Here is a 23,190-nt window from a genome sequence, read left to right on the forward strand (position 1 = left end):
CGTCCAGGGATCTGCGGAGTAGCGGCAGATGGCCAAGAAAAAACGCGGCGAGGCACATGGTGGTCACGGCTGGTTCGTGACCTTCGCCGATTTGATGGCGCTGCTGCTCAGCTATTTCGTGATGCTCGTCGCGTTCTCGAGCCCGGACGGCGCGAAGCTCAAGGTCGTTGCCGGTTCGGTGCGCGAAGCCTTCGGTGTGCAGAGTGACTCGCGCTATTCCGGCGTCATCGAGTCGGATGGTCTGCCGACGCGCGGCATGACCAAGAACAAGGATCACGTCTCGCCGCAGGACGCGTCCAACATCACGAGTCCCGACGAAAAAACAGCAACGGCGCGGCCCTCCGGCGCCAAGCTGAAGATGGATCGCGAATTCGCGCTGGCCTCGGCATCCCTTCGCCAAGCACTGCAGGACATGCCGGAGATCAACGAGATCTCGAAGAACATCATGTTCGAAGAGACCAAGCAGGGACTCAATCTCGAAATCATCGATCAGAACGGCCGTTCGATGTTCGCCGATGGCTCCAAGGTGCCGTATGAGCGGACGCGGCAACTGCTGCAGAAGCTCGCGGTTCCTCTGAAGGCGACGCCGCTTCGGGTTGCGATCGTCGGTCACACCGCGGCCGGCTTCGTGCCGGCGCGGACCGACTACGATGCATTCGATCTGTCGTCGGATCGTGCCAATGTCGTCCGGCAAATTCTGGAGCGCGAAGGGCTGCCGTCGTCGCATATCTTCTCGGTATCGGGGAAGGCGGATGCCCAACCGCTGTTTCCCGACGATCCGACCATGGCGGCCAACCGGCGCGTGACCATCACGCTGATGCGGGAAGATCCGCCGCTGCCGCCAAACCTCAAGCCGTAATGCTCAAATCACAAAGCTAGGCCTGGTTCGTCAAAGACGGACCTTAGCCTAGTCAAATCCTTTTTTTGCTGCTCCACGCCCATTTTACGAGGGGCGGGGAGAGGCATATGGCCGTGGGATCGGCTAGGCTGGCGGTTGACTGGCAATGTCCGGCGCGCCATAGCGGGCGCCGGATTGTCCTAAGGCGTCACGAGCAGCATGGCTGTCACGGAAACAACAGGCGAAGGTACGACCGAAGCTCCGGCGCATGCCAGTTTCTGGTCGCTCATGGTCGGCAGCATCGGTGTCGTGTTTGGCGACATCGGAACCTCGCCACTCTACGCATTTCGCGAAGCGGTACATGGCGCCACCCATGGCGGACCGGCGACGCCGGTCGTCGTGCTCGGCGTGTTGTCACTGATCCTGTGGGCGCTGTTTATCGTCGTCACGGTGAAATATGTGCTGTTCCTGCTGCGCGCCGACAACAATGGCGAGGGCGGAACACTGTCGCTGATGGCGCTGGGCCAGCGCGCGCTTGGCCGCCAGAGCTGGGTGCTGCTGGCGCTCGGCGTGCTCGGCGCCTCGATGTTCATCGGCGATTCCATGATCACGCCGGCGATCTCGGTGCTGTCGGCGGTGGAAGGCCTCAAGCTGAAGGCGCCGGCACTCGAGCATTACGTCGTGCCGATCACGATCATGATCCTCGTCCTGCTGTTCTCGGTGCAGCGCATCGGCACCGGCAAGGTCGCATCCGCCTTCGGGCCGGTGATGATCACGTGGTTCACGGCGCTGGCGCTGATGGGCGCGTCGCACATCTCCGACGATCCCACCGTCCTCTATGCGATCAATCCGTATTACGCCGTCCAGTTCATGATGAGCCATGGCGTCGTCGGCCTGGTCACGCTGGGGGCCGTGTTCCTCGCGGTCACCGGCGGTGAAGCGCTCTATGCCGATCTCGGTCACTTCGGTCGCCGGCCGATCCAGTACGGATGGTTCTTCTTCGTCCTGCCGGCGCTGCTGATCAATTATTTCGGGCAGGGCGCACTGGTGCTCTCGAACCCGGCGACCATCGAAAACCCGTTTTATCTGATGGCCCCGGAATCGATGCTGGTTCCGCTGATCGTGCTGGCAACGGCAGCCACCGTGATCGCCAGCCAGGCCGTCATCACCGGCGCCTATTCGCTGGTGCGCCAGGCCGTGCAACTCGGCCTGTTGCCACGTTTCGAGGTGGTGTTTACCTCCGAGACCCATGCCGGTCAGATCTATCTGCCGCGCGTCAATCGCCTGCTGCTGATCGGCGTGGTGTTGCTGGTCCTGTTGTTCAAGTCGTCCAGCGGCCTCGCCTCCGCCTATGGCATCGCCGTGTCCACCACCATGGTGGTCGATGGCATCATGGGTTTTGTGGTGATCTGGAAGCTGTGGAACTGGAAGGCCGCGACCGCTTTCGCATTGATCGCGCCGCTGGTCTTCGTCGATCTCGCATTCCTTAGCGCCAACCTGCTCAAGCTGCTGGAAGGCGGCTGGGTGCCGTTGCTGTTCGGCCTGCTGATGGCCGGCATGATCTGGACCTGGCGCCGTGGCGCGGCCATCCTCATCCTCAAGACCCGTCGCACCGAAGTGCCGCTGCGCGACCTCATCAAGAGCCTCGAGAAGCGTCCGCCGCATATCGTCAAGGGCACCGCGGTGTTCCTCACCAGCGACCCCGAATTCGTGCCCACAGCGCTGCTGCATAACCTCAAGCACAACAAGGTGCTGCACGAGCACAATGTGATCCTGACCATCGAGACCGCGCAGACGCCGAAGGTCGATGTCTCCGAACGGGTGCGGATGGAGAACATCAGCGACAAGTTCTCGATGGTGCGATTGCGCTTCGGCTTCATGGAGCAGCCCAACGTCCCCAAGGCCCTCGTGATCGCGCGAAAACTTGGCTGGCAGTTCGACATCATGGCGACGTCGTTCTTCGTGTCGCGGCGCTCGCTGAAGCCATCGGCGCAATCGGGCATGCCGCTGTGGCAGGACCATATCTTCATCGCGCTCAGCCGCTCAGCTAATGACGCCACCGATTATTTCCAGATCCCGACCGGCCGGGTGGTGGAAGTAGGTACTCAGGTGACGATCTAGCGCGTCGCCTTTGTCATTCCCGGTTCCCCGATTTGCGCTAGACTGGCTGCGACCATCGGAGCCGGGAACGGCCTCGCTGCCCCGCTGTTCATAACAGTCCCGCGAATACGCCTGAGGCCAATCCCATGACGAGTGAAAATGCCACCCCCGCCGCCGATGCGCCGGTGGATAACGGTCATGGCCATACGACAGCTACGCTCGGTTCGCTCATCGTCGGCAGCATCGGCGTCGTCTATGGCGATATCGGCACCAGCCCGCTCTACGCCTTCCGCGAAGCGCTGGTGGCCGCCGGCGGCCATCGGGCACCCGGCGTGGGCCATGCGGAGATTCTCGGCGTTCTCTCGCTGATCGTGTGGGCGCTGATCATCGTCGTGACGATCAAATATGTCGTCATCCTGCTGCGCGCCGACAACAATGGCGAGGGCGGCACGCTGGCGCTGATGGCGCTGGCGCATCGCGCGGTGGGCGGCAACGGCACCGTGGTGATCATGCTCGGCATCATCGGCGCGGCGCTGTTCTATGGTGACGCGGTGATCACGCCAGCGGTCTCGGTGCTGTCAGCCATCGAAGGCACCAAGCTCGTCACCAAGGCGTTCGAGCCCTATGTGGTGCCCATCACCATCGTGTTGCTGGTGGCGATCTTTGCGGTGCAGTCGCACGGCACGGCGAAGGTCGCGATCTTCTTCGGGCCGATCATGTGCCTGTGGTTCTTCGTGATCGCGATCGCCGCTGTGCCGCAGATCATCCAGCATCCCGGCGTGCTGGCCGCCTTCAACCCCAGTCATGCCGTCTACTTCATGTTCCACCACGGCATCATCGCCTTCGTGACATTGGGTGCCGTGTTTCTCGCGGTGACCGGCGCCGAGGCGCTCTATGCGGATCTCGGCCATTTCGGCAAACGGCCGATCCAGCTCGCCTGGTTGTTTCTCGTGTTGCCGTCACTGACCATCAACTATTTCGGCCAGGCAGCACTGGTGCTGCGCGATCCCACCGCGCTGGAAAATCCGTTCTATCTGATGTTTCCGGATTGGGCGCTGATCCCGATGGTGGCGCTCGCGGCCACAGCCACGGTGATCGCCAGCCAGGCGGTCATCACCGGTGCTTATTCACTGACGCGGCAGGCGATCCAGCTCGGCCTGTTGCCGCGCTTCGAGATCCGCCACACGTCGGAGAGCCATTCCGGCCAGATCTACATCCCACGCGTCAACACGCTGCTGCTGATCGCCGTGATCGTGCTGGTGGTGATGTTCAAGTCGTCGAGCTCGCTGGCCTCGGCCTATGGCATCTCGGTCACCGGCACCATGGTCGTCACCTCGCTGATGGCCTTCGTGCTGATCTGGAAGGGCTGGAAGTGGTCGCCGATCCTGGCGGGTGCTTTGATCCTGCCGTTCCTGCTGATCGATCTCACCTTCCTCACGGCGAACCTGCTGAAAGTGTTCGACGGCGGCTGGGTGCCGCTGGCGGCGGGCGGCGTGATCGTCATGCTGATGTATACGTGGCGCCGCGGCAGCCGGCTGCTGTTCGAGAAATCGCGAAAGCTGGAATTCCCGCTGGCCGATCTTGTCGCCATGCTGGAGAAGAAGCCGCCGCAGCGCGTGAAAGGCACGGCGGTGTTTCTCACCAGCGATCCCGTCAGCGCGCCGACGGCGCTGATGCATAGTCTGAAACACTACAAAGTGCTGCACGAGAAGAACGTTATTCTCACCATCGAGACGGCGCCGACGCCGAAAGTGGATATTTCCGAGCGCGTGCGGATGGAGGAGATCAGCGAGACCTTCTCGAAGATCACGCTGCGCTTCGGCTTCATGGAGTCGCCGAATGTGCCGAAGGCATTGGCGATCGCGCGGAAAACCGGTTGGCAGTTCGACATCATGTCGACCTCCTTCTTCCTGTCGCGGAGGGCGCTGAAGCCCGCCGCGCATTCCGGCATGCCGCGCTGGCAGGACCATCTCTTCATCGGCCTCAGCCGCACCGCCAATGATGCCACCGACTATTTCCAGATCCCGACGGGCAGGGTGGTGGAAGTGGGCACGCAGGTGACGATCTGATTGGACACCAGGCGTCACGGCCGTCATTGCGAGGAGCGGTTGCGACGAAGCAATCCAGCCTTCGGTTGCGGCCTTCTGGATTGCTTCGTCGCTGCGCTCCTCGCAATGACGGGGACTTGATTTCTGGCCTCCGAAGCGCGAGTTTGGCCCTCGAAAACAGGGGCCGATCCGGCCCCTTCTGATTTGCTCCGGACGCCGGGGTGCAGGAGGTTTGTGGTGGCAGAAGTTCAGGATTTGACCCCCGAGGACGTCGCGCAGGGCATCAAGGACGGCAAGTATCTGCTGGTCGATGTGCGCGAGCCCAACGAGGTCGAAGTCGAAGCCTATCCGGATTCCGTCGTCGTGCCGCTCTCGACATTCGATCCCGCCGCGATCCCCGATCCAGCCGGCAAGGAGGTCGTGTTCGCATGCCGCTCCGGCAAGCGCTCGGTGACCGCCTCGCTCGCGGCGCAGGAAGCCGGGCTGCCTTACAACAAGCATCTCGCTGGTGGCATCATCGGCTGGAAGGCCGCGGGCCTGCCGACGAAAGCCTGATCACTCGATGAACAAGATCTTCTCCGAGCTGCCCGTCACCGTCTTCGAGGCGATGTCGCAGCTCTCGCGCGACAACAACGCCATCAATCTCGGCCAGGGCTTTCCCGATCATCCCGGTCCCGACGATATTCGTCAGGCTGCGGCGGATGCTGTCGTCAACGGATACAACCAGTATCCGTCCATGATGGGCATCCCGGAGCTGCGCCAGGCCATCGCCACGCATTATCAGCACTGGCACAAGCTCACGCTCGATCCGATGACCGAAGTGATGGTGACCTCGGGCGGCACGGAGGCGCTGACCTCGTCGATCATGTCGGTGGTGCAGCCCGGCGACGAAGTGGTGGTGTTTCAGCCGGCCTATGACAGCTATCTGCCGATCATCCGCCAGTGCGGCGGCATCCCGCGTCTCGTCTCGCTGAAGCCGCCGCATTGGCGCCTGACGGAAGAGGACCTGCGCGCCGTCTTCAACCACAAGACCCGCGCGGTGCTGTTCAACTCGCCGCTCAATCCCGCCGCCGTCGTCTATCCGCGTGAGGATCTCGAACTGCTGGCGAAGTTCTGTCAGGAGTTCGACACGATCGCTATTTGTGATGAGGTGTGGGAGCACGTGACGTTCGACGGTCACGAGCACATCCCGCTGATCACGATCCCGGGCATGCGCGACCGCACCATCAAGGTCGGCTCGGCGGGCAAGATTTTCTCGCTCACCGGCTGGAAGATCGGTTTTGTCTGCGCGGCGCCACATCTGCTCCGCGTCTGCGCCAAGGTGCATCAGTTCCTGACATTCACCACGGCGCCGAACCTGCAGGTGGCCGTAGCCTATGGCCTCGGCAAGTCCGACGAATACTTCAAGTCCATGCGCGCCGATCTCGCACGCAGCCGCGATCGTCTGGCGGCAGGGCTGGAGCGCATCGGTTTCCCGGTGATCAAGTCGCAGGGCACATATTTCCTCACGGTGGACCTGTCGCCACTTGGTCTCAACGAGACCGACGAGGACTTCTGCAAGCGCATCGTCACGCAATACAAGGTGGCGGGCATTCCGGTGTCGGCCTTCTATGAGCAGGACAAGGTGACCTCGGTGGTGCGCTTCTGCTTCGCCAAGAACGACGCCACGCTCGATGCTGCACTAGAGCGGCTGTCGGACGCGGTGCATCGGCGTTAAAGGAATCGATCATGCGCAAGGCGAGACTGGCATTTGCGGCTGCGGCCGCATTGATACTGGCCTCGCCCGCGCAGGCGCAGCAGCGTGTGATCAATTTCTACAACTGGTCGAACTATATGGCGCCGGGAGTCCTTGAGGACTTCACGAAAGAGACCGGCATCAAGGTCGTCTACGACACGTTCGACGCCAATGAGACGCTGGAGACGCGTCTGCTCGCCGGAAAGTCCGGCTATGATGTGGTCGTGCCCACTGCTTACTTCCTGCAGCGTCAGATCAAGGCGAAAGTTTTTCAGCCGCTCGACAAGAGTAAGCTGCCGAACCTCGCCAATGCATGGCCGGAAGTGACAAAGCGGCTCGCGACCTATGATGCCGACAACGCCCATGCGGCCAACTTCATGTGGGGCACCACCGGCATCGGCTACAACGTCAAGCAGGTCGCGAAAATCCTCGGACCGGATGCGAAGATCGACAGCTGGGACATCGTGTTCAAGCCGGAGAACCTCGCAAAATTCAAGGATTGCGGCGTCCACATGCTGGATAGCGCCGACGACATTCTGCCAGCCGCGTTGAACTATCTCGGCCTCGATCCGAATTCGACCAAGGCTCCCGATCTGGAGAAGGCGGCGGATGTACTCGCCAAAATTCGTCCGAGCGTGCGCAAATTTCACTCCTCCGAATATCTGAACGGCCTCGCCACCGGCGAGATTTGCCTCGTGATGGGCTGGTCCGGCGACATCATCCAGGCACGTGCGCGGGCGGCGGAGGCGAAAAACGGCGTCGAGATCGGTTACGCGATCCCGAAAGAGGGCGCGCAGATGTTCTTCGACAACTTTGCCATTCCGGCGGATGCGAAGAACGTCGCCGAGGCCTATGAGCTGATCAACTATCTCTACCGACCGGACGTCGCAGCGAAGAACTCGAACTATCTCGGCTATGCCAACGGCAATCTCGCCAGCCAGAAGCTGGTGGATGCGAAGATCATCGGCGACAAGACAATTTATCCGGACGAGGCGATGCTGGCGAAGTTGTTCATCATCACGGCGCGCGATCCGGCGACACAGCGGGTCATCAACCGGCTGTGGACGAAGGTGAAGACGGGGAAGTGAGGCTCTCGTAGCCCGGGTGGAGCGAAGCGTAACCCGGGGACAGCAGAACCATTTGAAACGCGGGCCCCGGATTGCGCTGCGCTCCATCCGGGCTACGCCCTCGGAGCTACCGCCACCTTCTGTGCAGCCACAGCCACTGATCCGGATATTCCCTGATCCAGCCTTCCAGCACCGACGTCACCGCTTGCATGGTGCCGGCGATATCCACCTTGCCGTCGGCCGTGCGCACCGGCTTCACTTCCTCGGATAGCTCGATGCGGAAGCGATGGTTCGGCAGGCGGATCACGCGCACGCCATGGATCGGGCAATCCACCTGACGCAGCAGGCGCGGCAGCATTGGATTGGCGCGTGTCTTGCGGCCGAAGAAATCCACCTCGGCGCCCTTGGTGAACCACTGATCCACTAGCATGGCCACATGCTTGCCCTCGTCGAGCGCATGCGCGAGTTTGACCGGCGCATCGTGGCTGGCGGCAATCAGGTTGCCCATGCTGACCGCACGGATGCTCTTGATGGCGCGATCGGCAGCCGCAATGTTCGGTGGGCGATACAGCACCGCCGTGTCGAGCCCATGCGCGACCGCGGCGAGGGCAGGGATCTCCCAATTGCCGAGATGGCTCGCAAAGATGAGCGCCGGCTTGCCGTCATCGCGGAGCGCATCGAAAATCTCGCCGGTGCGCTTGGAGAATTCCACATTGCTCGGCTTGCCGGGATTGGTGACGTCGTAATCCCAGATGCGATCGAGATGCGCGAACTCGGCGCCCATCCGTCCCATATTGTCCCACACGCCGGTGACGATGCGGTTGATCTCTTCCGGCGACTTTTCGGGAAACGCAGCGACGAGATTCGCGCGCGCGATCTTGTCCTCGCGCAACAGCGGCCCGATCCGGCGGGTGATCTTGCCGAACAGGTTGGCGGTCTTGACCGGATCGAAATAGCGCGTGGTGCGCAGCAGGCCGATGGTCAGCGCGCCGACGGCGGCTTCGCCTGCCGGCTTCAGGGCGTCGCGGATGCGCGCCTTGGTGCGAAGCAGCAGGCGGAGCATCAGAAGTGGACGATGATCTTGCCGAACACCTGACGCGTCTCCATGCGCTTCAAGGCGGTGGCGACATCGTCGAACGGCACTTCGGTATCGATCACGGGCAGCATGCCGTCAGCCATCTTGTCGAGGCTCTCGGAGATGTTGCGCATCGAGGCGCCGAACGAGCCGAAGATGCGATATTGCTGCTGGAACAGCTGCATCAGGTTGATTGTCGTCGATGGACCCGAGGTCGAGCCGCAGGTGACCAGACGGCCGCCGCGCTTCATCACCAGCAGCGAGCCGTTGAACGTGTCGGCGCCGACATGCTCGAACACGACATCGACGCCCTTCTTCTTGGTGATTTTTCGCGTTTCGCCTTCGAAACGGTCCTTGCGATAATTGATCACGTAGTCCGCGCCGAGCTTCTTCACGCCCTCGAACTTGCTGTCGTCACCCACGGTGGTGATGACGGTGCAGCCGATCTTCTTGGCCATCATGATGGCGACGGTGCCGATACCGGAGCCGCCGGCATGGACGAGGATGGTTTCGCCCGGCTGCAGCTTGGCATTGTCGAACAGCATGTGCTGCACGGTGGAGAAGGCGATCGGCGCGCAGGCGATGTCGCGGAAGCTCAGGCTGTCCGGTGCGGGGATCACGAGGCGCGCCGGCATGTTCATCAGCTCGCGCGCAAAACCGTCGATATGGAAGCCGTAGAGGCCGCCGACGTTCTCGCAGAAATTATCGCGGCCCTCTTGGCATGCCTTGCAGTGGCCGCAGGTCAGCGCGCCATACATGGCGACCTTCTGGCCCGGCTTGAAATTGGTGACGCCTTCGCCGACGGCTGCGATCTCGCCCGACGCTTCGGCGCCGATGGTGATCGGCAGCTTGCGCTTGGCGAACGCCATGCCGCGATAGCCCCAAACGTCGATATGATTGAGGCCGACCGCCTTGACGCGGATCTGCACTTCGCCGGCTGCGGGCGGCGGGGGCGGGGAACGTCGGCGGTGATGAGCTCGCGTTCAGCAGCAAGATTGAGCGCACGCATATGCCGCGTCTCCGGGTCTAAGATGTTGATTTCTGAGGCTTGCGTATCGCCGGTTAACGCCTGAAGGTCAACCGGCGAGCTCCGCTATACCGGCTCGCCGGTGAGGATCAGCGAGGCATTTTGCCCGCCGAATCCGAACGAATTCGACATCACGGCGGTGACCTTGGCGTCGCGGGCGGTGTTGGGAACCACATCGAACGGAATCGTCGGGTCCGGAACGTCGTAATTGATGGTCGGCGGAATGCGCTGATGTTCAATCGTCAGCAGCGAGAACACCGCCTCGACGGCGCCGGCGGCCGACAGGGTGTGACCCACCATCGACTTGTTCGACGACACCGGAACGGTCTTGGCGAGTTCACCGAACACGGTGGAGATCCCCAGATATTCCATCTTGTCGTTTTCCGGCGTGCCGGTGCCGTGGGCATTGATGTAGTCGATCTGGTCCACGGTCATGCCGGCATCGATCAGGCCGTTCTTGACGCAGCCGATGATCGGCTTGCCGTCCGGGCTTGAGCGGGTGCGGTGGAAATTGTCGGCGAGTTCGCCGCAGCCGGCGACGATGCCGAGGATCTTTGCGCCGCGCGCCTTTGCCGATTCCAGGCTCTCCAGCACCAGCGCGCCGGCGCCTTCGGCCATCACAAAGCCTTCGCGGTTCTTCGCGAACGGGCGCGAAGCCTTCGAGGGCGTTTCGTTATTGGTAGAGAGAGCCGACAGCAGCGAGAAGCGGATCAGCGCTTCCGGATTGACTGAACCATCGGTGCCGACGCACAGCGCCGCATCGGCTTCGCCGCGACGGATGGCTTCGACGCCGAGCTGGATCGCAGTCGCGCCCGATGCGCAGGCGGTGGAGAGCGAGATCGGCGAGCCCTTGGTGCCGAATGTATCGGCGAGCGAGTCGGCCACCGAGCCGAACAGGAAGCGGCGGTGATATTCGGTGAAGCCGCCGGAGCCGGCGGTGCGCAGCAGCGTGTCGTAATTGATGTCGGTGTTGGCGCCGGCAGCCTTGGCGAGCGCCTGGCGCTGCGGCCATTCCACTTCGACCGGCGCGACGGCGAGAAACAGCGGGCCGGGGAAGTCACCCTTGGCGCCGATGCCGGCCTGGGCGATCGCTTCTTCCGCAACGAGTTCGCCGAGCTTCTCGCCGAGATCGGTGGAGGAGAACGGATCGACGTTCAGGAAGTCCACGGTGCCGGCCATCGTCGTCTTCATGCCCTCGATGGGGAAGCGCGTGATGGTGCGGATGCCGGATTCGCCGGCGGTCAGCTTCTTCCAGTTGTCTTGCTTGCCGGCGCCGAGCGAAGTCGCAACGCCCATGCCGGTGACGACGACGATCGGTCGGCCGAATTTATCGCGGGTTGCTGACATCTTTTCTCCGTCGCCTTTGCAGGCCTCTCAAACTTAAATCTTCTCGACCAGCGCCATGCCTTCGCCGCGCCAGTGGCCGGTCCCGATCACGACAATCTGGGAGGGCGCCTTCGACATTTCAATCTCGGTGCCCGTGGAATCGTTGGGCGCATAGAGCGCGCCGCGCGACAGCGACAATGCCGCGAGGCCGATGCCGAGCGGAAACTGCGTCTCCACCGCATGGCCGAACGACGAGCCCGTCGCGCGCACCGGCACATCCGCATGCTTCTTGAGGAAGCTCAGTTCTTCCGAGGTCGCAGGCTCTGCACCGGTCGCACCGGTGATGACTGCCGTGTCCGCATCGCTGGCGCCGACGGCGGTCCACAGCTTGTCGAGCGAGACGGTGACTTCGCCGCCGTCCTTGCGACGTACACGATCGGCCACCACGGTCTTCAGCCGTGCAAACGGTTTTGCGCCACGCGCTTCCGCATGGGCCTTCGACTCGATGACGAGGAAGGCGCCGCCGGAGCCGAGCGCGAAGCCGCTCTTGTCCTTGCGATCCCACACCGACGAATGCTTGTCGCGCAGGTTGAAGTTGTCGAATTCGTACAGCAGCAGCATGTCCTTGCGCTCGCCATTATGGCCGGCGCCGACAAGGGCGATGTCGCTCTGGCCATCGGCGATACGCGCAAGCGCGATACGCACCGCATCCACGCCCGCGGCTTCCTCACCCATGAAGGTGCGGGACGAACCGGTGACGCCATGCACGATGGCGATATTGCCGGCAAGCAGGTTAGAGAGCTGTGCGAGAAAGAGAGTAGGGCGAAGATCGTTGAGCAGCTTCTCGTTCAGATAGCTCGGCGTCGCTGCGCCATGGGCTTCCGAATTGAGGATGCTGGAATCGACAGTGAGATCGCGCTCGCCGCCACCGGCCGCGACGATCATGTCCATCTTCGACAGGATGTCCTTGTTGCCCTTCACGCCGGCGGAATCGAGCGCAAGACCGGCCGCATAGGTGCCGATGCGCTGCCAGGCTTCCATCTGGCGCTGATCCTTCTTGGGGATCTGGGTGTCGTAGCCCACGGGGGACAGGGGGTGCACGACATAGGGCGCGAAGGTCGTCTCATCGACATTCACGCGCTTCTGATTGAGCGCATCCCAATGCGCATCGGGACCTTCGCCGAGCGACGACACGATACCGATGCCGGTGATCCATGCTTCGACCGGTTCGGATACGACGGGACGTGTTTCAGCCATTGAGCAGTGCCTCGACCGTGAGCGATTCCGCGCTGCCGGAGAGGCCGGCAGCGCGGTCGATCAGGTAAAAATATGCGCGGTTCATGCCGGGCGTCAGGCGCCCTTGGCAGCAACCAGTTCGTCGATACGCGCGCTGAGGTTCTTCAGAACGAAATACTGTTCGGTGGTCGCCTTGCCGTCGTTGACTTCCTGGGTCCACTTCTCGAGCGGCAGTTTGATCCCGAACGCCTTGTCGATGGCGAAGGCGATATCCAGGAAGTCGAGGCTGTCGATCCCGAGATCGTCGATGGCGTGGCTTTCCGGCGTGATCGTGTCGCGCGGGATGTCGCAGGTTTCCGCGATGATGGTAGCGACCTGATCGAATGTGGAGGACATTACTAAGCCTTTGATATATTGAAGATAAATTTCGTCCTGCGCGCGCAAAGGCCAAGCTTCGCACCGGAAGGTCCGGTCCGCCGCAGGGAGTCGTTTGCCCGTATATCGGAGCAGGCGCGCCAGTTCAATGCAGTTGAGCAGTTGCTCACCAACGCGTTGTGGGCGGCGGAAAGGGCCTGGACGGGCCTAAATGTGCGGTGTGGCGATACGGGCGCAGTCCCGCCGGCCCATCAGCACGCAATCCTGGGTCTTCCGGAGGTCCGCAATCGTGATGGCCAGCCAGATACCGGCGCCAACCAGCAAGGCGGTGAAGGCGACAGCCGCGCTGTTGGCCAGCATCCGGTGCCGGAAGTCGTCCGGCTCGTTTGCGGACGCCGTATAGCGAGACAGATCGCCGGCCGGATTTAATGCCGTGCGGGATTCAGGCGCCGTCGGATGCTGGGGCAGTGTCTCCGACGTCCGCGGGACAAAGCGAAGCACGCGGTGCTCGTCATCTTCGCGAATGATCGGCTGCTGGGTCTTCATGATCCGTCGTCTGCGACATCGATGAATAACGATAGCATGGTGAGGTGCCGCTGACTCAGTAAAAGCTGCATGGCGGGAATGCCGTGATCCCTTTGATGACGTGGAACTGATCGCGACGTGAGCAGCAGCCGTGTCATGATCAGGCGGAAAATGCACGCTGACGGAGTGTCTCATGTCGAATGTCCGCGAACCCATCCTGCAGCCTGTGCCGATCCTGTCGCTGCGCCCGACGCAGATGACAGTGGGCATGCGCGAGGTGAAAGAGAAACGGAAGCGCTGGCGTGACCACAAGTCGAAGCGCAAACAGGCCGAACTGCTCGGCGAGCATATGATCCCGGTGGTGCTCGGTCCGGACAAACGACATTATGTCGTCGATCACCACCATCTCGCGCGTGCGCTGCATGATGAGGGCGTCAAGGATGTGCTCGTCACCGTGATCGCCGATCTCACGATGGTGGATCAGAAGGCGTTCTGGAGCGTGCTCGACCATCGCCGCTGGGCCTATCCCTATGATGCCAAAGGGGAGCGGCGGCAATTCAAGGATATCCCGAAATCGGTCACCGGCCTGAAAGACGATCCGTTCCGCAGTCTGGCTGGCGAGATCCGCCGGGCCGGTGGCTATGCCAAGGACACCACGCCGTTCAGCGAATTCCTGTGGGCCGATCTGTTTCGGCGCCGGCTGTCGCGCAAGGATGTCGAAAGCGATTTCGCCAGTGCCGTCGAAAAGGCGCTGGCCCTCGCCAAGAGCAAGGATGCGATCTATTTGCCCGGCTGGTGCGGCCCGGCATCGGACGGCTGAGGCGCATCCATGGGCTCGGATGTCGGATCGCCCTTGCCGCCGAAGGCGCGGTGCAATGCGCGCTCGATCTTGCCGCCGAGCAGCAGCACCGCGAAGGTGATCGCAAGCGAGACGATCACCAGCCGCCAGTGCCCGGCGCCGCACATGATGCCGATGCAGGCGGTGAGCCAGACGCATGCTGCGCTGGTGAGGCCCCGAATGCGGAAATGCTTCTCGGCATGGAAGATCACGCCGGCGCCGAGAAAGCCGATGCCCGTGACAATGCCTTGCACGATCCGGCTGCCGGCATCGGTGAAGCCACCCTGATGCAGGGGATCGGCGAGCGTCGTCAGCATCGCTGTCGCAAGGCTGACGAGAGCGAGCGTGCGTACGCCCACGGGCTTGCCATGCAGATCGCGATTGAGACCGACGGCACCGCCGGCAAGGGCCGCGATGCCCAGGCGCAGGATGATCTCCGACCAGTCGAGCACGATATGATCTCTGCTAGCGCAGCGGCTTCTTCAGCAGCGAGAAGCGATCGGGATCGAGGCCGAGCGAGGGCTGCAGCATCGGCGCGTCCATGGTGCGTGTCGGCGCCGCCAGTGGGCGTTCGATGAAGCCGGGATCGTTCGGTACGTCGCGGCTCGTGGTCGCGCCGCGCCAGCGCTCCAGCACGGCACCGACGAAATGCATGTCGTGGCCGGCGGCGACCGATGGCACCGTCGAGATCGCGGATTCCGAGCGCGGCAGCTGATGCGGCGGCACTTCCTTGAAGCGCAGACGCGTCGGCAGTGCGACGCCTTCGCCGAAGGCGAGCACTTCGCGGGTGCCGAGCGAGGGCACGAAAGAGAGCAGGTTGGCGGCCGCATCCGACACCGCCGAGCGCAGCAGCGCCTGGTCGCGGTCATTGGCCAGACGCATCGCGAACAACGTGTTGCACTGTGAAATGATGGTGGCGTCGAGTTCGGCGGGACGCTGGGTCACGAGGCCGAGATAGACGCCGTATTTGCGGCCTTCCTTGGCGATGCGCGACACCGCCTTGCGGGTCGGACCGAAGCCGATATTGCGGTCGGCGGAGGCGTAGCGATGCGCTTCCTCGCAGACGAACAGCAGCGGCGACACACCGTCGCTCCACAGGCCGAAATCGAACGCCATGCGGCACAGCACCGACACCACGGAATCCACGACTTCCGCGGGGAAGCCTGCGAGCTGCATGATGGTCATCGGCTTGCCATTGGCGGGCAGGCGGAACAGATGGCTGATCACTTCAGCCATGGTGTCGCCGCCGACATTGGCGTTGTCGAACATGAAGGCGTAGCGCGGATCGTTCTTCACGGCCTCGATGCGCGAGATCAGCTTGTGATACTGGATGCGCGATGAGCGGTTCTCCAGCTTGCCCATGCGCTCGTCGATCAGCGAGATCATATCGACCAGGCGATACGGGACCGGCGTGTCCACCGTATAGCCGATGGTCTTCGGATCGATGCGCTTGAGGCCGATACGGTCGGCATTCTGGTATTGCGTATAGACGCCCTTGGCGATCGGGATCACTTCCGAGAGAATTTCCAGCTCTTCGGGCACGCCGGGGCGGCCGGCGAACAGCACATCGACGATCTCTTCGAAATTGAACAGCCAGAACGGCAGTTTCAGATTTCGCGGATTGAGCACCAGCGCCTTGTCGCCGAAGCAGCGCCCATATTCATTGTGCACATCGAGCAGGAAAATGCGCAGGTTCGGCCGTGCGCGCAGGATCTCGTTGAGCAGCAGCGAAACACCCGACGACTTGCCGACGCCGGTCGAACCGAGCACGGCGAAATGCTTGCTCAGCATTTCCTCGACATCGACATAGGCGATCACCGAGCGATCCTGCTGCAGCGTGCCGACATTGATCTGGTCAGAACCGGACGGCGCATAGACGGTGCGCAGCTCGTTCTGGGTGATCAGATCGACGGTGTCGCCGATGGTCGGATAATTGGTGACGCCGCGCTGGAATTTGGGGTGTTCCGGCGTGCCGATGATCTCGCCGAGCAGGTCCACCGATGCGCTCGCCACATAATGCTCCGAGCTCTGCATGTTCTCGGACGAGACTTCGGTGATCATGGCAATGATCGTCGAGCTGGCGCAGCGAATGCTGACGAAACGGCCGACGGTGCCGCGCATCTCCGATGGGCTCATCGGATTGACGGCAAGAAGGCCGACGCGCGCCAGCGAACCGCGCACGGAGATGATGCGCCCGAACGACGCTGTTGAAGTCAGATGGTTCATTGACGAATTCGCATTCTGCGCCCCGATTTTGGGCAGACTATGGGGCACAGGCGCTGGAGAAACTGTTAAGGCGCGCTGACGAAGCCTGCGACCGAAAGGGCAGGTGGTTGCATCCGGTTGCCATTCGGCGGGAATCGCGGTTCCAGCATACCGGTTGTTCGCCTGGTGGTTGCGTGCATTCACCAAGCCTTAACCGCTTCGCCAGTTGCCACGAGGTAGCGCACCCAAGACCAGCGGACAGAAAAGCTCGTGCGCGGCGATCGACCTTGCCGTAACGCTTCAACGATCACTGGGTGATCGGTGTTTCTATCTAAATTTATGATTTTTCGACGTTTTTCCTGCCTGAACTGGCTGGGGAACCTGGATTCGAACCAAGACAAACAGAGTCAGAGTCTGTTGTGCTACCGTTACACCATTCCCCAAGCGATCCAGAGCTGCTGTCGAAGCGCCGTCTGGAATCGGTCGGACGAGAACGTCATCTCGTTGCGCGCCTTCTAGCCCGTCCTCAGGACAAAGCGCAAGGGCTTCGCTGACGATGACGGTGTGTTTGAACGGTGGAGACTCCGCTGGGGAAAACGCTGCACGCGGGACGTTGAGACTTTTTTCTTTGGACAGCCCACCAATGTCCCGCGTGAAACAGCTGAGGCACGATACGCTCGTTGGTCCGGGCGGCATCGTTCGCATGCGATCCACACGTGATGCTCCCTGCATCGGTGTCCTTCTTTTGCCCTCAGCCTGTGAGACGCGCGGGCGACGGAAGCAGGCTGAAAGTGCTGAATTATTCACGCTGATGAATTGCGTTGTCCACACGAGTCGTCGTCGACAAGGACGTTCTGACAATCCGTGCGTTTAATCTTCGAGCGAAGATCTCATTTGATGTGTGGCAGATGGTCGCCTGTGCTGCGGCTCTCGCGCGCAGCTTGGGGGTGTAGAGATGTCGAAGCGTCGCATGATTGGCGTCGTGCGCGATGATGGATTTCGTTCTACGGGAGAAGTGTTTCCGGAGATATCGAACAATATCGATCGACACTTGAACGCGGGTTCCGCCGCAATGTGTAGATGCAATGCTCCAAAGCGCTCTCTCGCTATCGTAAAACGATTCTAAACGCGCTTTGTTGTCCGCGCAGCTTCACCTTCCTAGTCAGTCGCCTCTGATTCACTGAGGGGCGTTCGTGACCTACTTCAAGACCTGTAAGAGCCGTTTGTATGCTGGCGTGGCGACTGGCGTTGTCACGCTGTGCCTGAGCGGCGTGAGTTCCTCCGAAGCCGATGCGCAGACCGCGTCGTCGCAAACGTTGCCGCCGATCGCGGTCGATGCACCTCAGCAGCGCGCACGCACATCGACCGTGCGCACGCGTACCGCGCCTCAGCGCGTCACCCGCGTGGCGCCGCGTCAGCAGACCGAACAGCCGGTTGCACCGACCACCACGATGGGAACCACGCGCACGATCGGCACGCCGGCGCCCGCTTATGCCGGTGGCCAGGTCGCGACCGGCGGCACGCTGGGCCTGCTCGGTAGCACGAGCGTGATGAACACGCCGTTCAGCACGGTGAACTACACATCGGAGCTGATCGAGAACCAGCAGGGGCGTACTGCAGCCGATACGCTGATCAATGACGCATCCGTACGTACGACGACGGGCGGCAACGGTTTCGACGACACGTTCCAGATTCGCGGCTTCCAGGTTGGTTCGGGCGATGTCGGTCTCAACGGCCTTTACGGACTGGTATCCTCCAGCCGCGTGCCCTCGCAGATCATCGAGCGGATCGAACTGCTCAAGGGGCCGGGCGCCTTGATCAACGGCATGGCCCCCGGCAGCAGCGTCGGCGGCGGCATCAACATCGCGACCAAGCGTGCCGGCGAAGTGCCGTTCTCGCGCCTGACGCCGTTCTTCATGAGCGCCGGCAATTACGGTATGCATCTGGAGACGAGCCAGCGCTTCGGCGCGAACAAGGAGTGGGGTGTCCGCTTCAACGGCGTCGGCCGCAACGGCGAAGCCTCGGTGGATGGCGGCAACTGGCGCGCCGGCCTCGGCGCATTGTCGCTCGATTATCGTGGCGAACGTTTCCGCTGGACGCTGGATGCGATTTCGCAGAACGACGATACGAAGAACTTCCGTCCGCAGATGACCGTCCAGGCAACCGTGCCGTTCATTCCGGCGCCGCCGGATGCGCGCAGCAACTGGTATCCGGGCACGATGCTGACGCAGCGTGACAACACGATCGCATCGAGCTTCGAATACGATCTGGCCGACGCCGTGACGGCCTATGCCGGGATCGGCTATCGCGAGGGCAAGAACGAACAGATCTTCCCGGATTCGCGCGTGGGTGGCCCCACCGGCATGGATGCGCTCGGCAATTTCCGGGTCGGCAATGGCTACTACGATTCCTATAGCAAGACGCTGAGCGGCAATGTCGGTCTGCGGTCGCGCTTCAATACGGGCTTCATCGGCCATTCGGTCAATGTCGGCTTCAGTGGCTTCCAGCAGGAGAATGGCAACTCCTCGTCGGTCAATCCTGCAGCCCAGGCCATCTCGTCGAATATCTACAACCCGCTGCCGCTGCCGATGATCACCGTCCCGCGTCTGACGCCAGGAAAGGCCAGCGACATCACGCGCACGAGCGTGGCCATCGCGGACACCATGTCCTTCCTGAATGACATGTTCCTGGTGACCGTCGGCGTGCGCCATCAGATGGTGAAGCAGGACGCGTTCAATCCGGTCTCTGGTGTCCCGGGGGCGAGCTACGATTCCGGTGCAACGACGCCGCTTGCCGGTGTCGTGTTCAAGCCATGGCACAACGTGTCGCTCTATGCGAACTACGCTGAAGGCCTGAGCCAGGGGCAGGTCGTCCCCGGTGGCGCGCCCAACAACTACACCAATGCGGGTGCCGTGCTCGCGCCCTTCAAGTCGAAGCAGCAGGAAGCCGGCGTCAAGGTCGATTGGGGCACCATCACGACAACGGCTGCGGTGTTCCAGATCACACGCCCGGCGACGCAGACGACCCCGGCTGGCGAACTCTCCTATAACGGCGAGCAGCGCAACCGTGGTCTCGAGCTGAACGCTTACGGCCTGGTGATGCCCGGCCTGCGCGGCCTGGTCAGCGCGACTTTCCTGAAGCCTGAACTGACCAATCCGACCAATCCGCTGGAGCGCGGCAATGATGCGGCCGGCGTGCCGGACAAGACGTTCTCGGCGGGCCTCGATTGGGACACGCCGTGGGTCTATGGTCTCTCGCTCAACGGGCGCGTGATCTATACCGGCCAGTCCTATCTCACCAGCGCCAACCTGCCGAACCAGCGCTTCTCGGACTGGACCCGCCTGGATATCGGTGCGCGCTACACGACGACGGCGATCACCGGCAAGCCAGTCACGATCCGCGCGAATATCGAGAACGTCACCGGCGAGAATTACTGGCTGACCACCGGCAACTTCGTCACGGTCGGTTCGCCGCGCACTTATGTCGTGTCGGCAGCATTCGATTTCTGATCGTCTGCAGCCATGAGCGGGACGCGCCGGCAATCGGACGCGCCCCGATCATGTCACGTTCACATCCGCCGGGGCCGCATGCGGTCCCGGCGCTTGTTGTTTCTGCCTGATCCATTGTTTCCAGAGGTCTCCATCATGATGAAGCTGTCCATTTCCGCCGTTGCTTTGCTCGCGACTGTCGCGTCCGCGCAGGCGCATCAGATCTGGATCGAGCAGGCCGAGGGGCAGAACGCGATCATTCGCTTCGGCGAATTCGGTGAGAATCTGCGCGAGGCATCGCCGGGTCTGCTCGACAAGTTCGGCAAGCCGACGGGTACGCTGATTTCCGCCAAGGGCGAACAGAAGTCGGATGCGACGAAGACCGCAAATGGCTTCACGCTGCCGTTCAAGGCTGCATCCGGTGACGGTATCGTCGCTGAGGATGCCAGCTATCCGCTCTATACGTGGAAGCAGCAGGGCAAGGACACCACCAACTGGTTCTATCCGGCAGCACGCCTCATCACTGGCTTCGCCGAACAGAAGCCGAAGCTGATCCTCGATCTCGTGCCGACCGGCCGTGATGGCGAGTTCAAGCTGTTCTTCAAGGAACAGCCCAAGGCCAAGACCAAGGTGACGCTGGTGACGGAGTCCGGCTGGTCGAAGGAAGCGACCACCGACGAGCAGGGCCTCGTGAAGTTCGACATGCCCTGGAAGGGGACATATGTGGCCGAAGTCAGCTTCACCGACCGTACTGCGGGCGAACGCGCTGGTGCCAATGGTGCAGAGAAGTATGACGGCGTGAGCTATGCGACCGCCGTGACTTACGTGAACGCCAGCGGCCTTGCGCCCATTCCTGCAGGCCCGGCGGCCACACCGGGCAAATGAACGCGTTCGTCAACCGGGTCTGCGCAACGGGGCCGCTCATCTCGCGCATCGTCGCTGCGTTGTTCGGCGGCTATGCGATTGCCGCGCTTGCCAGCGTCGCCGTGCTTGCTTTGCCCATGAGCAAGCCTCAGGCGGTGCTCACCGGCATGTTGACGAGCTTTGCGATTTATGCGGGGGCGGTGATCTGGGTGTTTGCCGTGCGCAGTGCGCTGAAGGCGTGGATCGGTTTGATCGTGGTGGCAGTGCCGCTCGCGCTGGCGGCGTGGCCGGTGTCGTGAGGATGAAGGCGCGCGTGAAGACAGTCTCCGAGGAACAAGCGGCCGGACGCGGTATCCGCCAGAGCATGTCCGACCTGCACACCTGGGTCGGCCTGCTGCTGGGCTGGGTGCTCTACGCCATGTTCCTCACCGGCACGGTGTCCTATTTCAAGGACGAGATCTCGCAATGGACGCGGCCAGAACTGGCGCGCCTCGTTGAAGTGCCGGATCAGGCCGTGGTGGCGCAGCAGATCGCCGATGAACTCGCCAATGTCGCGCCCGGCACGTCGCAGTGGAGCATGCGCCTTCCCGATTCACGCAACAACAGCGTCTACGCGTTCTGGCGCGCGCCCCGCACAGCCGGCCAGCGTGGTTTCGGTGAAGCGCAGTTCGATCCGACCACCGGCGCGAAGGTCACGTCGCGCGACACGCAGGGCGGCGAGTTCTTCTATCGCTTTCATTTCCAGTTTCACTACATGCCGGTGGTGTGGGGCAGGTGGCTTGCCGGCATCGCGGCCATGTTCATGCTGGTCGCCATCGTCAGCGGCGTCATCACGCACAAAAAGATCTTCGTCGACTTCTTCACCTTCCGCTGGGGCAAGGGCCAGCGCTCGTGGCTCGATGCCCACAACGCACTGTCGGTGTTCGGTCTGCCGTTCCATATCATGATCACCTATACGGGCCTCGTGACCCTGATGGCGCTCTACATGCCGTGGGGCGAGCGCGCGGCCTTCAATAACCCGGCCGAACGCCAGCAACTCCAGTCCGAACTCAGTGCCTTCACGCCGGCCGGCAAACCGAGCGGACAGAAAGTGCCGCTAGCGTCGGTGGAGGACATGGTGCGGCAAGCGCAGGAGCGCTGGGGGCGCGACAACGTCGGCCGCGTCAACGTCGTCAATCCCGGCGATTCCACCGCACGCGTGGCGGTGACGCGCGGCGATCCCGGGCGTGTCTCCATGAGCCCGCAATATATGGAATTCGACGGCACCACCGGCAAACTGCTCTCGGTGCGCGATCATGTCGGTGCAGCCGCCGAGACGCGTGGCGTTCTCTACGCGCTTCATCTCGGGCGCTTCAGCGACACTGTGACAAGGTGGCTCTATTTCCTCGTCAGCTTTGCAGGAACCGCCATGGTCGGCACCGGGCTGGTGATGTGGACCGTCAAGCGACGGCAGCGATTGCCTGATCCCGAACGTCCTTATTTCGGCTTCCGGGTGGTGGAGCGGCTGAACATCGCGAGCATCGCTGGTCTGTCCATCGCCATGACGGGCTTCCTGTGGGCCAATCGGCTGCTGCCAACCCAGCTGCAGGGGCGCGCCAATTGGGAAATCGATGCGTTTTTCATCATATGGGCGCTCACCTTGCTCCATGCGCTGGTGCGTCCGGCGCGAGCGGCCTGGATCGAGCAGCTCTGGGCAGCGTCGGTGCTGCTGTTCCTGCTGCCGGTCCTCAATGCGCTGACCACCGCACGCCCGTTCTGGCATAGCCTTGCCGAAGGCGACTGGATCTTCGTCGGCATCGACGTCACGTGCTGGGTTCTCGCCTGGCTGCATGCCGTGCTCGCCATCCGCACGGGGCGGCGGACCGCCGCGTCTCATGCGAAGCGCAAGGCCTGCCGGCAACCGTCGATGACCGTCGCATCGAACGAGAGCGCAGTATGAGCCATCTGTTCGCACTCATGCTCTGTGTGGCCGGCTTTGCATCCCTGGCATTGGCCACGCATCGCCAGCAGCGCGATGTGTTCAAGAGGGCGCTGCGGCCGGCCATGACATACGCGCTGCGTACCGTGGGCTCCTGTGCGCTGCTGCTGGCGCTCGGCGTTCTCGTGGCGCAGGCTGGTTGGGGGCTTGGACTCGTGATGTTCAGCGGCCATACCAGCCTTGCGGCAGGCGTCGTGCTGGTGGCGTTGATCGCGCGGATGCGAATGAGCAGCCCGTCCGCACGCCGATCGAATTGATATTCATCAATCCGTAGGTCCCCGCAGGGGCAAATTGTTGGTCAGATTGCCGCAGTCTTTACCGGCAATTTACAAAATACCTACAATTTGCACGGGTGGAATCAGACGACGAAAACGCCGCTGGTTTCGCGTCTGCCGCCGTGCACCCGCATTTCAGCTGACCTCATCATTGCTCAACACACGCCGCAGTTTGCGGACCAACGGCCGA

19 protein-coding genes, 1 tRNA gene and 1 pseudogene are annotated in these 23,190 nt (G+C 62.4%); 12 read left to right on the forward strand and 9 right to left on the reverse strand.

Annotated features, from left to right (window positions below; translation table 11 throughout):
* Window positions 1-28: 28 nt before the first annotated feature.
* The 6 genes from RPMA_RS11535 to RPMA_RS11560 all read left to right on the forward strand — a co-directional run bounded on the left by RPMA_RS11535 (window position 29) and on the right by RPMA_RS11560 (window position 7,809).
* The gene (locus RPMA_RS11535) at window positions 29-859 is read left to right on the forward strand and encodes an OmpA/MotB family protein (protein ID WP_211912932.1); all 831 of its coding nucleotides are present in this window, start codon (window positions 29-31) and stop codon (window positions 857-859) included.
* 198 nt (window positions 860-1,057) lie between these two features.
* Window positions 1,058-2,959: a potassium transporter Kup gene (locus tag RPMA_RS11540; RefSeq protein WP_211912933.1), complete on the forward strand. Its 1,902-nt coding sequence runs from the start codon at window positions 1,058-1,060 to the stop codon at window positions 2,957-2,959.
* Between the two features lie 125 nt (window positions 2,960-3,084).
* Entirely contained in the window at window positions 3,085-5,007 is a 1,923-nt protein-coding gene (locus RPMA_RS11545; RefSeq protein WP_211912934.1) for a potassium transporter Kup, read from the forward strand.
* Between the two features lie 213 nt (window positions 5,008-5,220).
* On the forward strand, window positions 5,221-5,541 hold the full coding sequence (locus tag RPMA_RS11550) for a rhodanese-like domain-containing protein (protein ID WP_211912935.1): 321 nt from the start codon (window positions 5,221-5,223) through the stop codon (window positions 5,539-5,541).
* Window positions 5,542-5,548: 7 nt separating this feature from the next.
* Window positions 5,549-6,703, forward strand: coding sequence for an aminotransferase (locus tag RPMA_RS11555; RefSeq protein ID WP_211912936.1), 1,155 nt, complete (start codon window positions 5,549-5,551; stop codon window positions 6,701-6,703).
* Window positions 6,704-6,714: 11 nt separating this feature from the next.
* Window positions 6,715-7,809, forward strand: a complete 1,095-nt coding sequence (locus RPMA_RS11560) for a polyamine ABC transporter substrate-binding protein (protein WP_211912937.1) — start codon at window positions 6,715-6,717, stop codon at window positions 7,807-7,809.
* A gap of 106 nt (window positions 7,810-7,915) precedes the next feature.
* On the opposite strand, the gene RPMA_RS11565 is transcribed toward RPMA_RS11560, so the two are convergent.
* From RPMA_RS11565 to RPMA_RS11590, 6 genes and pseudogenes are all read right to left on the reverse strand, one after another.
* Complete coding sequence (locus RPMA_RS11565) at window positions 7,916-8,851, reverse strand: lipid A biosynthesis lauroyl acyltransferase (RefSeq protein WP_211912938.1); 936 nt, start codon at window positions 8,849-8,851, stop codon at window positions 7,916-7,918.
* Window positions 8,851-9,872 (reverse strand): annotated as a pseudogene (locus RPMA_RS11570) (zinc-binding dehydrogenase). Before RPMA_RS11570 ends, RPMA_RS11565 begins: the two are co-directional and overlap by 1 nt.
* Before the next feature lie 84 nt (window positions 9,873-9,956).
* Window positions 9,957-11,237: a beta-ketoacyl-ACP synthase gene (locus RPMA_RS11575; protein WP_211912939.1), complete on the reverse strand. Its 1,281-nt coding sequence runs from the start codon at window positions 11,235-11,237 to the stop codon at window positions 9,957-9,959.
* Window positions 11,238-11,270: 33 nt separating this feature from the next.
* Window positions 11,271-12,473, reverse strand: coding sequence for a beta-ketoacyl-ACP synthase (locus RPMA_RS11580; protein ID WP_211912940.1), 1,203 nt, complete (start codon window positions 12,471-12,473; stop codon window positions 11,271-11,273).
* A gap of 93 nt (window positions 12,474-12,566) precedes the next feature.
* A complete protein-coding gene (locus RPMA_RS11585) occupies window positions 12,567-12,848 on the reverse strand; it encodes an acyl carrier protein (protein WP_002711294.1) in 282 nt (93 codons plus the stop codon).
* Between the two features lie 186 nt (window positions 12,849-13,034).
* Window positions 13,035-13,373 (reverse strand): hypothetical protein, encoded by a 339-nt coding sequence (locus RPMA_RS11590; RefSeq protein ID WP_211912941.1) that lies wholly within the window; start codon window positions 13,371-13,373, stop codon window positions 13,035-13,037.
* Between the two features lie 172 nt (window positions 13,374-13,545).
* Here RPMA_RS11590 and RPMA_RS11595 point away from each other — a divergent pair, with 172 nt between their 5' ends.
* Entirely contained in the window at window positions 13,546-14,172 is a 627-nt protein-coding gene (locus RPMA_RS11595) for a ParB-like protein (protein WP_211912942.1), read from the forward strand.
* Here the strand turns inward: RPMA_RS11595 and RPMA_RS11600 are convergent.
* The 3 genes from RPMA_RS11600 to RPMA_RS11610 form a co-directional block, all read right to left on the reverse strand.
* On the reverse strand, window positions 14,133-14,642 hold the full coding sequence (locus tag RPMA_RS11600) for an MgtC/SapB family protein (RefSeq protein WP_211912943.1): 510 nt from the start codon (window positions 14,640-14,642) through the stop codon (window positions 14,133-14,135). The genes RPMA_RS11595 and RPMA_RS11600 overlap by 40 nt on opposite strands.
* Before the next feature lie 13 nt (window positions 14,643-14,655).
* Window positions 14,656-16,416 carry an ATP-binding protein gene (locus tag RPMA_RS11605; protein WP_211912944.1) on the reverse strand — a complete coding sequence of 587 codons (1,761 nt, stop codon included), beginning with the start codon at window positions 16,414-16,416 and terminating at the stop codon, window positions 14,656-14,658.
* A 348-nt stretch (window positions 16,417-16,764) separates the two neighbouring features.
* Window positions 16,765-16,838: transfer RNA gene (locus RPMA_RS11610), tRNA-Gln, on the reverse strand.
* Between the two features lie 750 nt (window positions 16,839-17,588).
* On the opposite strand from RPMA_RS11610, the gene RPMA_RS11615 reads away from it, so the two are divergent.
* The 5 genes from RPMA_RS11615 to RPMA_RS11635 all read left to right on the forward strand — a co-directional run bounded on the left by RPMA_RS11615 (window position 17,589) and on the right by RPMA_RS11635 (window position 22,982).
* On the forward strand, window positions 17,589-19,904 hold the full coding sequence (locus RPMA_RS11615; RefSeq protein WP_211912945.1) for a TonB-dependent receptor: 2,316 nt from the start codon (window positions 17,589-17,591) through the stop codon (window positions 19,902-19,904).
* A gap of 135 nt (window positions 19,905-20,039) precedes the next feature.
* The gene (locus RPMA_RS11620) at window positions 20,040-20,768 is read left to right on the forward strand and encodes a cobalt ABC transporter substrate-binding protein (protein ID WP_211912946.1); all 729 of its coding nucleotides are present in this window, start codon (window positions 20,040-20,042) and stop codon (window positions 20,766-20,768) included.
* Complete coding sequence (locus tag RPMA_RS11625) at window positions 20,765-21,046, forward strand: DUF3649 domain-containing protein (protein WP_211912947.1); 282 nt, start codon at window positions 20,765-20,767, stop codon at window positions 21,044-21,046. The genes RPMA_RS11620 and RPMA_RS11625 overlap by 4 nt, the downstream gene beginning before the upstream one ends.
* 65 nt (window positions 21,047-21,111) lie before the next feature.
* Window positions 21,112-22,686 carry a PepSY-associated TM helix domain-containing protein gene (locus tag RPMA_RS11630; RefSeq protein WP_211913619.1) on the forward strand — a complete coding sequence of 525 codons (1,575 nt, stop codon included), beginning with the start codon at window positions 21,112-21,114 and terminating at the stop codon, window positions 22,684-22,686.
* Window positions 22,683-22,982, forward strand: a complete 300-nt coding sequence (locus RPMA_RS11635; RefSeq protein WP_211912948.1) for a DUF3325 domain-containing protein — start codon at window positions 22,683-22,685, stop codon at window positions 22,980-22,982. Before RPMA_RS11630 ends, RPMA_RS11635 begins: the two co-directional genes overlap by 4 nt.
* Window positions 22,983-23,190 lie beyond the last annotated feature (208 nt).

Source organism: Tardiphaga alba (genome assembly GCF_018279705.1).
GTDB classification, from domain to species: Bacteria; Pseudomonadota; Alphaproteobacteria; order Rhizobiales; family Xanthobacteraceae; genus Tardiphaga; species Tardiphaga alba.